Source organism: Streptomyces sp. NPDC005775, assembly GCF_042871565.1.
Classification (GTDB): Bacteria; Actinomycetota; Actinomycetes; order Streptomycetales; family Streptomycetaceae; genus Streptomyces.
The window spans coordinates 101,494-115,819 of record NZ_JBIAIU010000005.1; the positions used below are offsets into that span (position 1 = coordinate 101,494).

General features: G+C 71.2%; 8 protein-coding genes. All 8 read right to left on the reverse strand.

The genetic code is table 11. From position 1 onward, the window contains the following. Positions 1–142: 142 nt before the first annotated feature. Positions 143–3,427: a dTMP kinase gene (gene tmk / locus ACFYPA_RS13975; protein WP_389131819.1), complete on the reverse strand. Its 3,285-nt coding sequence runs from the start codon at positions 3,425–3,427 to the stop codon at positions 143–145. A 328-nt stretch (positions 3,428–3,755) separates the two neighbouring features. Beyond that, positions 3,756–6,629, reverse strand: a complete 2,874-nt coding sequence (gene topA, locus ACFYPA_RS13980) for a type I DNA topoisomerase (RefSeq protein ID WP_359318320.1) — start codon at positions 6,627–6,629, stop codon at positions 3,756–3,758. Positions 6,630–6,967: 338 nt separating this feature from the next. Then, positions 6,968–7,165, reverse strand: coding sequence for a hypothetical protein (locus ACFYPA_RS13985; RefSeq protein ID WP_359080679.1), 198 nt, complete (start codon positions 7,163–7,165; stop codon positions 6,968–6,970). 173 nt (positions 7,166–7,338) lie between these two features. Beyond that, positions 7,339–8,211 (reverse strand): ABC transporter permease, encoded by an 873-nt coding sequence (locus ACFYPA_RS13990; protein ID WP_389131822.1) that lies wholly within the window; start codon positions 8,209–8,211, stop codon positions 7,339–7,341. A gap of 92 nt (positions 8,212–8,303) precedes the next feature. Beyond that, positions 8,304–9,830 (reverse strand): methyltransferase, encoded by a 1,527-nt coding sequence (locus tag ACFYPA_RS13995; RefSeq protein WP_389131824.1) that lies wholly within the window; start codon positions 9,828–9,830, stop codon positions 8,304–8,306. A gap of 73 nt (positions 9,831–9,903) precedes the next feature. After that, a complete protein-coding gene (locus ACFYPA_RS14000) occupies positions 9,904–10,530 on the reverse strand; it encodes a small secreted protein (RefSeq protein ID WP_359080683.1) in 627 nt (208 codons plus the stop codon). A gap of 270 nt (positions 10,531–10,800) precedes the next feature. Next, entirely contained in the window at positions 10,801–13,236 is a 2,436-nt protein-coding gene (locus ACFYPA_RS14005; RefSeq protein ID WP_389131827.1) for a sodium-translocating pyrophosphatase, read from the reverse strand. A 284-nt stretch (positions 13,237–13,520) separates the two neighbouring features. After that, entirely contained in the window at positions 13,521–13,991 is a 471-nt protein-coding gene (locus ACFYPA_RS14010) for an ATP-binding protein (protein WP_359080687.1), read from the reverse strand. Positions 13,992–14,326 lie beyond the last annotated feature (335 nt).

The window sequence follows — 14,326 nt, forward strand, 5'->3', positions numbered from 1 at the left end:
GCCGCCGTTCCGTGGAACGGCGGCGCGGCTCCGTGTGGCTCTCGTCACGGCTGTCGCCGTGACGTCCGTCGATCCGGTTCCCATTGTGGGGGACAGGACTGACAATCCCGGCAGACGGACGGACGGGTGACGGCAGACCGGCTCAGCGGCGCGGGCGGCGCCCCCGGCCCTTGGGCGCGGGTCCCTCGTCGCCGTGGTCGCCGAGCAGCTCGTCCGCCAGCGTGGGCAGATCGTCCAGCGGGGTCTCCTCCGCCCAGTCCGGGCGCGGGCGCCGCGACCGGCCGGACGACTCCTGCTGGTCCCGGTCCGCATGCGGGCTCGCGTGCGGGTCGGTGATCTGCGGCAGCTCGCGGGTGCGCTCGTTCTCACCCTCCGGCGCGGAGTCCGCCGGGCGCTCGTCCCGGAAGATGCCGCGCGGAACCCGGTCCGCGGGGTCGGCGTCGCGTCCGGAGTCCCGCCCCGCGTCGCGTCCGGAGTCCCGCCCCGCGTCACGCACCGGCGGAAGCACCGCCGTCTCATCCGCCGCACCGGGATGACCGGGGCCGTCGGAGACCTTCGGGATCATCGCCGTCTCGGCCTCGTCGGAAGGCCATGGCGCGGACGGCCACGCGCTGCGGGGCCGCTCCGAACCGGACGGCGGGTCCACCGGGGAAGGCACCGGCTGCGTGATCTCGTTCGGGTTGACGATCGGGGTCGGCACCGTCAGCTCACTGTCCGATTCGGCCGGCGCGGACGACTCGGACCGTGCGGCCTGCGCGGCAGCGCGCGAAGCCTTGGCGGCCTCGGCCGCCTCTGCTTCGGCCTCCGCCTGGGCGGCCGCAGCCTGAGCGCGGGCGCTCTCCGCGGCGGCAGCGGCCTCGGCCTCTGCCTGCCGGCGTGCCGCCTCGGCCCGGAGCAGGGCCTCCTCCGCCTTGCGCTGCTTCTCCAGACGCCGGGCCTCGGCCTCCTGCCGCAGCCGGGCCTCCTCCTCGGCCTGGCGGCGGAGCCTGGCCTGCTCGGCCTCGCGGGCCGCTTCCTCGGCCTCGATCCGGGCGCGCTCCTCCTCGGCACGCTGCCGGGCCTCCTCGGCGCGCTGCCGGGCCTCCTCCGCCTGGCGTTCGGCCTCGCGGCGGCGCGCTTCCTCCTCCTCGCGGCGCTTGCGCTCCTCCTCCTCGGCGCGGAGCTTGGCGAGCTGCTCCTGCCGCTCGCGCTCCAGGCGCTCCTCCTCCGCCTTGCGTGCGGCCTCCTCCTCGGCGAGGCGCCTGGCCTCTTCCTCGGCGGCCTTGCGCGCCTCTTCCCGGGCCTTGATCTCGGCCTCGGAGAGCGGAAGGAGGTGGTCGAGCCGGTGCCGTACGACCGTGGTGATCGCTTCCGGTTCCTGTCCGGCGTCCACCACCAGGTAGCGCGTCGGGTCGGCCGCGGCCAGTGTCAGGAAGCCGGAGCGCACCCGGGCGTGGAACTCGGGCGGCTCGGACTCCAGCCGGTCGGGCGCCTCGGTGAACCGTTCCCTCGCGGTCTGCGGGTCCACGTCCAGGAGCACCGTCAGATGCGGTACGAGACCGCTCGTCGCCCAGCGCGAGATCCTGGCGATCTCGGTCGGCGCGAGATCGCGGCCCGCGCCCTGGTAGGCGACGGACGAGTCGATGTACCGGTCGGAGATGACGATCGCGCCCCGCTCCAGCGCCGGACGCACCACGGAGTCGACGTGCTCGGCGCGGTCGGCGGCGTACAGCAGCGCCTCCGCCCGGTTGGAGAGCCCGGCCGACGACACGTCGAGCAGGATCGAGCGCAGCCGCTTGCCGACGGGGGTCGCGCCCGGCTCGCGGGTGACGACGACCTCGTGGCCCTTGGCGCGGATCCACTCGGCGAGCGCCTCGACCTGGGTGGACTTGCCCGCTCCGTCACCGCCCTCCAGGGCGAGGAAGAAGCCGGTCGCGGCGGGTGCGACCGCCGGATCGCCGCCGCGCAGTGCCTCGCGCAGATCGCGGCGGAGCGGCACTCCGGAACGGTCGTCGGTCTTCGCGAGGACGATCGCGGCGACCGGCAGCAGCAGGGCGCCGATCAGCATCAGCGTGAAGGCGGCGCCGCCGTGCGCGAAGACGAAGTCGCCCGCGGTCAGCCGGTGGGTGCCTATGGCGGCGGCGACCAGCGGGCCGCCGACCGCGCCGAGCGCGATCAGGACCCGGACGACGGCCTGGAGGTGCTCGGTGGTCCGGGCCCGGCGGAATTCCTCGGTCTCCTGGTCGACGAGTACATGACCGGTGTTGGCCGCGACGCCCGCCGCGTAACCGGCGAGCACGGCGATCAGGACGACGGTCGCCGTGTCCGGCACCAGGCCCATCACCAGGAGGGCGACGCCGGTGACGGCGGTGGCCAGGGAGAGCAGCCGCCGGCGCGACAGGGTCGGCAGCACCTTCTGCGCGGTGCGGATACCGACGCCCGTACTGCCGGTCAGGGCAAGGATCAGCAGGGCGAAGGTGACGGGGCCGCCACCGAGGTCGGCGGCGTGCAGGACGGCGACGGCGGCCGCGGCCGCGATCGCTCCGGCGACTGCCGCGCAGGTCGCGACGATCAGCGGGACGGCGCCCGTGCGGCCCTTGTCCGGTCCGCTGCCGGCGGACGGCCGGCGCAGCCCTTCCAGGGGCGAGCGCGGGCGGGGCGTCTGCGTACCGGGCAGTTCCAGGAAGTACAGGGTGGAGATCGAGGCGGAGAACAGTCCGGCCGCGACGTACGAGCCGAGGGCCGCCTGGTGGAACGAGAACCACTCCAGCCCCGAGCCCAGCAGGTTGCCGATGAGCGTGGCGATCAGCAGCACGGCCGCGGCGACGGGAACGGCGGCGAAGTCCGTACGCAGCGAGAGCCGGCGCAGGGCGTCCATGTGATCCGGCAGCGGGCGCACCGCGGCGCCCTCGATCGGCGGGGCAGGCAGCAGCGCGGGCGCTGTGCTGTCCTTCGCGATCGTCCACAGCCGCTCGCCCGCGCCGGTGACGAAGACGGTGATGAGGATCATCATGAGCGCCTTGTCGGGCGTCCAGTCGATCCACAGGGGCGCGACGACCAGCAGCGCGAGCCGCAGCCCGTCGGCGCCGATCATCAGCCACCGCCGGTCGAGCGGCCCTCCTGGCGCTGTCAGGGCCGTCAGGGGCCCCAGGAGTACGGCTCCGAAGAGCAAGGTGGAAATAATCCGGGCCCCGAAGACGGCGGCGACGGCGAAGGCCGCCCCGCGGTATCCGGATCCGAATGAGCCCTCAAGGACCGCCGCTTGCAGCGACAGCAACACCAGCACGAGAAGGGCGAGTGCATCGCCGGTACTGCCGACGAGCTGGGCGCTCCACAACCGCTTCAGCGGGGGAACACGCAACAGGGCTCGTACGGCGCGCTCGCGTGAGTCTGCGGCAAGTGTGTCGGAGGTGGGGCTCACGACCGTTGGCTGCTCGGCTCGCGTCATCCGCCCAGCCTATCGGGAGCGGGCCGGTGCCCGGGGGCCGCGTCCGAACATACGACCGCGGACCCGCACCTCGGGCCGCCTCGAACTCCGCCCTGTCCGGCCGCTCCGCACCCCCTTGCGCCCTCCGCCCTTCCGTTCCAGCCCCTCCGCCCTTCCTTCTCAGCATTTGAGGAGCGGGGTCCGGGGCGGAGCCCCGGTTACGGGAAGGGGCGGGTAGGGGACAAGCCCGCGGCAGGCGCCCCCACCCGCCCCCACAACGCGACAACGCCGGAGGGGCTGGACATCAGTCCAGCCCCTCCGGCGTTCAGGAGCCGAGGCCCCAGGCGGATCAGTCCTCCGCAGAGGCCGAAGAAGCCGCCTTCTTCGCCGCAGCCGGCGCCTTCTTGGCAGGAGCCTTCTTCGCCGCAGCCGTCGTCTTCTTGGCCGCAGTCGTCTTCTTCGCCGCGGCAGTCGTCTTCTTCGTCGCGGTCGCCTTCTTCGCCGGCGCCTTCTTTGCCGGAGCCTTCTTCGCCGTCTTCTTCTTGGCAGGCCCCTTGGCCCGCTTCTCGGCGAGCAGCTCGTAGCCGCGCTCCGGCGTGATGTCCTCGACGCTGTCGTCGGTCCGCAGGGTCGCGTTCGTCTCGCCGTCGGTGACGTACGCGCCGAAGCGCCCGTCCTTGACGACGACCGGAGCACCGCTCACCGGGTCCGTGCCCAGTTCCTTCAGCGGCGGCTTGGCGGCGGCCCGCCCGCGCTGCTTGGGCTGGGCGTAGATCGCGAGGGCCTCTTCCAGCGTGATGTCGAAGAGCTGGTCCTCGGAGGTCAGCGACCGCGAGTCCGTGCCCTTCTTCAGGTACGGGCCGTAGCGGCCGTTCTGCGCGGTGATCTCGACGCCCTCGGCGTCCTCGCCGACGACGCGCGGCAGCGACATCAGCTTCAGCGCGTCGGCCAGCGTGACCGTGTCCAGCGACATCGACTTGAAGAGCGAGGCGGTCCGCGGCTTCACCGCGTTCTTGCCGGTCTTCGGGGTGCCCTCGGGCAGCACCTCGGTGACGTACGGGCCGTAGCGCCCGTCCTTGGCGATGATCTGGTTCCCGCTCACCGGGTCCGCACCGAGCTCGAAGTCGCCGCTCGGCTTGGCCAGCAGCTCCTCCGCGTACTCCACGGACAGCTCGTCGGGCGCCAGGTCCTCGGGGACGTCCGCGCGCTGGTGGCCCTCGGAGTCCTTTTCGCCGCGCTCGATGTACGGGCCGTACCGGCCGACACGCAGCTTGATGTCGTTGCCGACGGGGAACGAGGAGATCTCCCGCGCGTCGATGGCGCCGAGGTCGGTGACGAGCTCCTTGAGCCCGCCGAGGTGGTCGCCGTCGCCGTTGCCCGCGTCGGAGGCCTTACCCGCACCGGCCGCGTCGTCACCCTCCCGCGCGCCGAAGTAGAAGCGCTTCAGCCACGGCACGGACTGCGCCTCGCCCCGCGCGATGCGGTCGAGGTCGTCCTCCATGCGGGCCGTGAAGTCGTAGTCCACGAGCCGGCCGAAGTGCTTCTCCAGCAGGTTGACCACGGCGAACGACAGGAACGACGGGACGAGCGCCGTGCCCTTCTTGAAGACGTAGCCACGGTCGAGGATCGTCCCGATGATCGAGGCGTACGTCGACGGACGGCCGATCTCGCGCTCTTCGAGCTCCTTGACCAGCGAGGCCTCGGTGTAGCGGGCCGGCGGCTTGGTGGCGTGGCCGTCGACCGTGACCTCGTCGGCGGTCAGCGCGTCGCCCTCGGCGACCTGCGGCAGCCTGCGCTCGCGGTCGTCGAGCTCGGCGTTCGGGTCGTCGGCGCCTTCGACGTACGCCTTCATGAAGCCGTGGAAGGTGATCGTCTTGCCGGAGGCGGAGAACTCGGCGTCCCGGCCGTCGCTCGCACGGCCGCCGATCTTGACGGTGACGGAGTTGCCGACCGCGTCCTTCATCTGGGAGGCGACGGTCCGCTTCCAGATCAGCTCGTAGAGCCGGAACTGGTCGCCCGTGAGGCCGGTCTCGGCCGGGGTGCGGAAGCGGTCGCCGGAGGGGCGGATCGCCTCGTGCGCCTCCTGCGCGTTCTTGACCTTGCCGGCGTACGTGCGGGGCTTCTCGGGCAGGTAATTCGCCCCGTACAACTGCGTGACCTGCGCCCGGGCCGCGGAGATCGCGGTGTCCGAGAGGGTCGTGGAGTCGGTACGCATGTAGGTGATGAAGCCGTTCTCGTACAGCTTCTGCGCGACCTGCATGGTGGCCTTCGCCCCGAAGCCCAGCTTCCGGCTCGCCTCCTGCTGGAGGGTCGTCGTACGGAACGGGGCGTACGGGGAGCGACGGTACGGCTTCGACTCGACGGACCGTACGGCGAACGAGGAGTCGGCGAGCGCGGCGGCCAGGGCGCGGGCGTTCGTCTCGTCCAGGTGCAGCGTCTGCGCGGACCCCTGCTTCAGCTGCCCGTCGGGGCCGAAGTCGCGGCCCTGGGCGATGCGGCGGCCGTCGACCGCGCTGAGGCGGGCGGTGAGCGTCGAGGGGTCGGAAGCGTCACCGCTGCGGCCGGTGGCGAAGGTGCCGGTCAGGTCCCAGTACTCGGCGGAACGGAAGGCGATGCGCTCGCGCTCCCGCTCGACGACGAGGCGGGTGGCGACGGACTGGACACGGCCCGCCGACAGTCTCGGCATGACCTTCTTCCACAGGACCGGCGAAACCTCGTAGCCGTAGAGACGGTCGAGGATGCGGCGGGTCTCCTGGGCGTCGACCATGCGCTGGTTGAGCTCGCGCGGGTTGGCGACGGCGGCCCGGATCGCGTCCTTGGTGATCTCGTGGAAGACCATCCGGTGCACCGGGACCTTGGGCCTGAGCACTTCCTGCAGGTGCCACGCGATGGCTTCGCCCTCGCGGTCCTCATCGGTGGCGAGGAAGAGTTCGTCGGACTCGGCCAGCAGCTGCTTGAGCTTCCTGACCTGGGCCTTCTTGTCGGCGTTGACGACATAGATCGGCTGGAAGTCGTTCTCGACATCCACGCCGAGGCGGCGTACCTCACCGGTGTACTCGTCCGGCACCTCGGCGGCGCCGTTCGGGAGGTCGCGGATGTGCCCGACGCTCGCCTCGACGACGTATCCGGGGCCGAGATAGCCCTTGATCGTCTTCGCCTTGGCGGGCGACTCGACGATGACGAGTCGGCGGCCGCCTTGTGCGGTCTCGCTGGTCGGGGACAACTTCGCTCTTCTCTCCGGTCGACGCTCGGTGGGCATCAGGGCAGCGCGATGGCGCTGCCGACAGTGCTGTCGCTGCGGAGTGTGACGGTACAACCCGCCCCCGTGTCAAACGGCAAAAGCCCGCAACGGCCACTCGAACGGTAACCCGACTTCCGCCATTCCTGCCGCCCGGCCCGCTCGGTCCGCCGTCTGCGCGGCCCCTGCCTGCGGGTTTCCGCGGCGCCGGGGCCGCGTCGCGGAGGCCCCGGAAGCGTGCGGTCCGGGCGTGTCCCCCGGGAGTGGCCGGGCCGGCAGGAGCACGTTCGGACTCGGGTGCGTGCCCGAGTGCGGATTCGGGTTCAGATACGGATGAGGCACCACACCCCGAGTGCGAGAAAAAGTACGCCGAACACAGTGGCGAGTGCGGTGGAGACGACAGGGCTCACCCCGTGCGCCACCGGCGCACGGCCCAGCACGCGCGCCCCCGTCCACAGCAGCAGTGCGGCGCCGAACAGTGCGAACACCGTTCCGGCGAAGACAGCAGGTCCGCTCTCCATACCCGTGCGCCTCCCCGTCACCCGGCGCGGCCCGGCACGGTCTGTCCGTACGGTGTCGTCCGGTTCCGGGGGGAGAGTCCCACCACGGAACGTCGCGGACGCGAACCCGGGGTGAACAGCCCGGCTCCGGCGGTGGTCGCGTCACCCTGGATCCGCCACGACCATGGCCGAATTCACATCACGTCCAGGGTCGCGCGCCGCCCGCTGCCCCGTTCGAACACCGTCAGCAGCACGACGGCGAGCAGCACATACCCCGCTCCGGCCGCGAGCTCCGCGGCGATGGCCCGGCCGCCGAGCCCGGCTCCTGCCGACAACTCCCGGGCCGCCTCGGCCGCGTGGGTCATCGACAGGACGTCCCCGACTGCCCGCATCCACTGCGGCAGGTTCTCCTGCGGCACGTTGGCGCCGGTCAGGAGCAGCAGGCCGGAACTGGCCACGTTCGAGATGAGGAAGACATCGCGGAATCTCAGCCCCAGCGCCCCCAGCGCCAGGCCCAAGGCGGAGCATCCCGCCGCAGCGGCGAGCAGGACCGCGGCCGGCCCCGGCAGCGCCCCAACCGGAATCCGGAGACCTGGCAACAGGCAAGCCGCGGCGGGCGTGAACACGCTGATGGCCAGGCCGTTCAGTACGTACGACAGCGCCCGGCCGAACCGGAGCGGAGCCCGGTTCCGAGGGCTCAGCAGCACAGCGCCGAGCGTCCCGTACGGGTCGACGCCGATGGACGGCTCGTCGAGGAACAGGACATCGGGCCGGTGGATCAGTCCCCGCGCGATGTGCAGCCGCTGCCGCATCCTGCGCGAGTACCCCTCGACACGCTCCCTCTCCCGGCCGGAGAGGCCCACCAGGTCGAGCAGCTCCGCGATCCGCCGCTTCTGCGCGCGTGGTTCGACGGCGTACAGCTCGGCGAAGTAGCGCAGGAAGTCCGGGAAGTTGTGCGGGCCGTCGATCAGCAGCCGCAGGGGATCAGTCCGCCCGTCCTCCCGCAGCACCTCGCGGGCCCGCGCCACCCATTTCTCGTAGGGCCGGGAGGGGGCGCGGTGCGGCATGGTGCAGGCTGCAGAACGCGTCCCACAGCGGGCTGATGGCGATCCGCGTCGCGCCGGGCGACGCCTCGTCCAGCTCGATACGGATCATGCGGTCATCCGGCCGGCCGGGGCAGGGGCTCCAGGAAGCCCTCCTCGACCAGCAGGCGGATGGCCTGCGGGGTACGGTCGCGCAGCAGCACCGGGTCCTCGTTCATCAACTGGGCGATGGCGTCCAGGATCCGGCCGGCGGGCAGCGATCCGTCGCACACCCCGGCGAACCCGGCACCGACCGCGTCGACCTTCGTCGCCCGCCGCATGCCGCGGTTCTGCCGCAGCACCACGTGCTCGGGGTCCTCGGCCCCCGGCATCCCCACCTGCTCCTGCACCACCTCGGCGGCGAGGGTGAAGTGAGCGGCCAGCAGCGCCGCGTCGTCCTGCTCCCGCAGGTAGTCCTGGCGGGCGAAGTGCGCCTCGACGGCCGGTCCGAGCGGCTGCTCCACCGCGTGCGGCCACTCCTCGATGACGATCGAGGGCTCGCCGGCCGCCGCCGCGGCGGACTTCCGCAGCGTGATCCAGCCGAAGCCGACCCCCTTCGTGCCATGGGCCTCGAACTCGTCGAGCCAGGCGTCGTACCGCGCGGCGTACTCGGCGGGGTCCGTGCGGTGGTCACCGCTGTCGCGCAGCCACAGCTCCGCGTACTGCGTGACGTCCTGCACCTCGCGCTGCACGATCCAGGCATCGCAGCCCTGCGGCACCCAGGACCGCAGCCGGTCCTGCCACTCCTCGTCCCCGGTGTGCTGCCAGTTGGCCAGGAAGTGGGCGTAGCCCCCCTCGTTGAGCCGGTCACCGGTCTGCTGCACGAGGGTTCGGCACAGGTCGTCGCCCGCCATACCGCCGTCGCGGTAGGTCAGACGGGCGCCGGGCGAGATGACGAAGGGCGGGTTGGAGACGATGAGGTCGTACGTCTCGGTGCCGACGGGTTCGTACAGGGAGCCCTCGCGCAGGTCGGCCGGGGCTGCGCCGGACAGGGCGAGGGTGAGCCGGGTGAAGTCCAGGGCACGTGGATTGAGGTCGGTGGCCGTGACCCGGGTGGCGTGCTGCGAGGCGTGGAGCGCCTGGATGCCGGAACCCGTACCCACGTCGAGGGCGGAGCCGACGGGCCTGCGGACGGTGATCCCGGCGAGAGTGGTGGAGGCCCCGCCGATCCCGAGGACGACGCCCTCCTCGTGCGAACCGATCCCGCCCGCGCCGCCCACCGCGCAGCCCAGGTCGGACACGATGAACCAGTCCTGCTCCTCCGGCCCGCCGTACGGCCGCACATCGACCGTCGCCCGCACCTCGCCGTCCGCCTCGGTCAGCCAGCCGTCGGCCACGCACTCCGCCAGCGGCAGCACGGCGGCCGCCCGGCCCGCGGGGACCGGGCGCTGAAGGAGGAAGAGGCGCACGAGCGTGTCGAGCGGTGCGTCGCCCGAGGTGGCCCGCAGCGCCGGGACCGTCTCGCTGCGGGCGAGCGCGGCGTAGGCAGGTGCGCCGAGCAGGTCGAGGAGCCCGTCGGCGGTGAAGGCGGCGGCGAGGAGGGCTTCGCGGAGCCGGGTCGCGTGGTCTGCTGCGGGAAGGCTGGTCTTACTCACATGCCCCATTGTGACGGCTCGCACTGACAACGGCAGCGGCCCGGCGGCCCGCAGGGGGCCGCCGGGCCGTCGCGAACCCCCGCTACGCCTTCGCGCTGGCTGAGGCGGACGCCTCCTTGGAGGGAGTCGCCTGCTTCGACGCGTCGCCGGAGGGCGCAGCCGAGGCGGTCGGCTTCTGGCAGCCCTTCTGCTTGGCCATCGCGGTACCGACCTCGCCGGACTGAAGCTTCTTCAGCGCCTGGTCACCATTGGTGCTGATCTTGTTCAGCTCGTCGGCGATGCCCTTCAGCCCGTCGGCGAACTTCGCCTGGTCCTTCGTGTCCAGGTCGTCGACCTTCTTCTGCAGGTTCGCGTAGGCCACGGAGGAGGCGTTGAGCTCCTTCACGGCCTCCTTCTGCGTCGTCTCGCCGTCGTCGACCGGCGGCGGGCCCGCGGAATCGACGGCCGTGCCCAGCGCCTTGTACGCCTGCGAGATCTGCTGGAAGGCGGCCGAGTCGGTCTTCTGGACGTCGACGGGCTTGCTGTTGTCCGCGGTCTGCTGCTGGATGGAGGCGTTGGCGTTCGCGATCTTCTGCAGCTGGGGCTGGACCTGGTCACAGACCTTCTTGGCCCAGTCGTTCACCTTGTCATCGCTGTCGTCGCTGCAGCCCGACAGCGTGAGTACCAGTACCGCACCGCCGGACAGCGCGGCCGCAAGCTTCTTGTTCACCGGATTGGTCCCTTCCAAGGCTCTCGGCCCCGGAACTTACACGCCGAGCGCCCTCCATCCGGGTGCCGGGCGTCCGATGGGTGGTCTTTTGCAGCCATTTGCACCAAGGGAAATGAGGGAGATACAACTCACCCGCACGGCCCCCAAGCATGGGAACACCTGAACGGCTCACCCCTCGCACGGAGGGCGGACGCGACCTCAGAATGGCACGCCCGCCCGTCCTCTGACCGTGCGTCGGCTAGGAGCCGCGTACGCCGCGCCGGTTCCGGCTCACCGAGCGGCTGCCGGGTCGGCCGGCCTGGCAGTACCTCCCCCGCCCCCGCCGTCGGGACCGTCCTCGTCGCCCACCGCGATCCCCCGCCTCTTGGAGACGTAGACCGCCCCGACGATGACAGCGATGGCCAGTACCGCCACCACCGCGCGCACCCCCGCGCTCGCGTCCTCGCCGTAGCTGAACTGCACCACCGCGGGTGCGATGAGCAGCGCCACCAGGTTCATCACCTTGAGCAGCGGGTTGATCGCCGGCCCGGCCGTGTCCTTGAAGGGATCGCCGACCGTGTCACCGATGACGGTCGCGGCATGGGCGTCACTGCCCTTGCCGCCGTGATGGCCGTCCTCGACGAGCTTCTTGGCGTTGTCCCACGCACCGCCGGAGTTGGCGAGGAAGACGGCCATCAGCGTTCCGGTGCCGATCGCACCCGCCAGATACGAGCCGAGTGCGCCGACGCCGAAGGTGAAGCCGACCGCGATCGGCGCCAGGACCGCCAGCAGACCGGGGGTGGCCAGCTCGCGCAGCGCGTCCTTGGTGCAGATGTCGACGACGCGCCCGTACTCCGGCTTCTCCGTGTAGTCCATGATCCCTGGGTGCTCACGGAACTGCCGACGCACCTCGTAGACCACGGCGCCCGCCGAGCGGGACACCGCGTTGATGGCCAGGCCGGAGAAGAGGAAGACCACCGCGGCGCCGAGGATCAGGCCGACCAGGTTGTTGGGCTGGGAGATGTCCAGACTCAGCCCCATCTCCCCGGCCGAGGCGCCGACGTCGTCCACGGCGGTGGCGATCGCGTCCCGGTAGGAGCCGAAGAGCGCCGCTGCCGCCAGAACGGCCGTGGCGATGGCGATTCCCTTGGTGATGGCCTTGGTGGTGTTGCCCACGGCGTCCAGGTCGGTGAGGACCTGCGCGCCGGCACCCGTGACGTCACCGGACATCTCGGCGATGCCCTGCGCGTTGTCGGAGACCGGTCCGAAGGTGTCCATGGCGACGATGACACCGACGGTGGTGAGCAGGCCCGTACCGGCCAGCGCCACCGCGAAGAGCGCCAGCATGATCGACGTACCACCCAGCAGGAACGCCCCGTAGACGCCGAGCCCGATCAGCAGCGCGGTGTAGACGGCGGATTCCAGACCGATGGCGATTCCGGCGAGCACGACCGTCGCCGGTCCGGTCAGGGAGGACTTGCCGATGTCCCTGACGGGGCGCCGGCCGGTCTCGGTGAAGTAGCCGGTCAGCTGCTGGATCAGGGCCGCCAGCACGATGCCGATGGCGACGGCGACCAGCGCGAAGACCCGCGGATCCCCGCCGTGGGAGGTGATGGCCGCGTCCGTGACCCCGTCCAGCTCCGCGTACGAGGACGGCAGGTAGACGAAGACCGCGACGGCCACCAGCACCAGCGAGATGACGGCGGAGATGAAGAATCCGCGGTTGATGGCGGTCATTCCACTGCGGTCGGCACGTCGCGGGACCACCGCGAAGATCCCGATCATCGCGGTGACCACACCGATCGCCGGAACGATCAGGGGGAAGGCCAGCCCCGAGTCGCCGAAGGCAGCCTTGCCGAGGATGAGCGCGGCGACCAGCGTGACGGCGTAGGACTCGAAGAGGTCGGCCGCCATGCCGGCGCAGTCCCCGACGTTGTCGCCCACGTTGTCGGCGATGGTGGCGGCGTTGCGGGGGTCGTCCTCCGGGATGCCCTGTTCCACCTTGCCGACCAGGTCGGCGCCGACATCGGCCGCCTTGGTGAAGATGCCTCCACCGACCCTCATGAACATCGCGATCAGCGCCGCACCGAGCCCGAAGCCCTCCAGCACCTTGGGCGCGTCGGCGGCGTAGACGAGGACCACGCAGGAGGCGCCGAGGAGGCCCAGCCCCACGGTGATCATGCCGACCACGCCACCCGTTCGAAAAGCGATCTTCATGGCTTTGTGCGAAACAGTGGTGAGATCCTTTTCCGGTTCGCCTTCCGCCGGAGTCGCCTCACGCGCGGCGTCCGCCACCCGGACATTGCTCCGTACGGCCAGCCGCATACCGATGTATCCGGTGGCTGCCGAGAAAAGCGCACCCACCAGGAAGAACACCGAACGGCCCGCGCGCTGCGACCAGTTGTCGGCAGGAAGCAGCAGAAGCAGGAAGAAGACCACGACGGCGAATACGCCGACCGTGCGCAACTGCCGGGCCAGATAGGCATTCGCGCCCTCCTGGACCGCCGCCGCGATCTCCTTCATGCGCTCGGTGCCCTCGCCCGCCGCCAGCACCTGGCGTACCAGTAGCTGGGCGACGACCAGTGCGGCGACGGCGACGACCGCGACGACGATCACGATGACGCGGTTGTCATCGGTGAGTACCGCGGCCGCCAGAGTGGTGGGTGGGTCGGAAAGTGCGGAAAACTGCGTCAGTTCTGCCAGTGGTGTGGTGCCGAACCCCGCCATACGTCCTCCTTGACGCTCAGCGCTCAAGACGTGGACGGATTGTAGGGAGCGGGACACGATCAAAACAGTGCGCGGTAAATGTAATTGACCTTCATCCACCGAACGGCAATTGATCGAGTTCTCCGCCTGGACCGAATGCAGTAATGGGGCAGACGCATTGCCCTCAGATCATCGATCGGACCCAAACGAAAAAAGGCCCTGCTCAGCAGGGCCTCGGAAAAATGGATCAGGTGTGGCCGGCCACTCCGTCGAGGTGGCCGAACCGCCCCGGGGGCCGAGCCGCCTCAGGGAAGAAGGGTGACGGGCGTCTTCGACCAGCTCATACGGATCACTCCGCCATCCGCCCCGGACCTGACCTCCACGTCGTCGACCAGACCGCTGATGACGGCCAGGCCCATCTCGTCCTCGCCGTCGCCTTCGGTATCCGGTTCGTCCGGTCCCACGCCGGGCGTGGCGTCGCGGTGTCCGGAGACACCACCGGGCACCGACCCGTCGGCACCCGGGCCGGGCACCTCGTCGCCGACCTCGATGGAGAAGGACTTCTCGTCCTCGATCAGGACGACCGTGACGGGCGCCGTGATGCCATGGCTGCGGTGCAGCCCGACCGCGCGGCTGCAGGCCTCTCCCACGGCGAGTCTGACCTCGTCGAGCACGGCCTCGTCGACCCCGGCCCGGCGCGCCACGGCAGCCGCCACGAGGCGGGCCGTCCTGACGTGTTCGGGCTGGGCGCTGAAGCGGAGTTCAACGGTGGCCATGCGATCCCCCTCGAACGTACGTGAATGCATCCCCAGGAGGCGGGCGCGTGGCCCGGTGATCCTGAGCTCTGTCTTCTGCGGCGAGGCCAGTGACTCGACCCGCCGATTCACAGGCCGGCCCACGGGCCTGCCCACCGGACCTGACGGCCCCCGACCATCCGGGCGACCATCATCCGGACGACACGTCATCCGCGACTCCGGCCATCCGGACGAACAACGTCGCCCCCGCGCGTGCGGCGGCCGCTCAGTGGTTCGACGACCGCCGAACCACTGGCCCGGTCACGTGGCGACCCGGCCGCGGGTCCGCAGATGAAATCAGCCGCAGACCGCCGAAC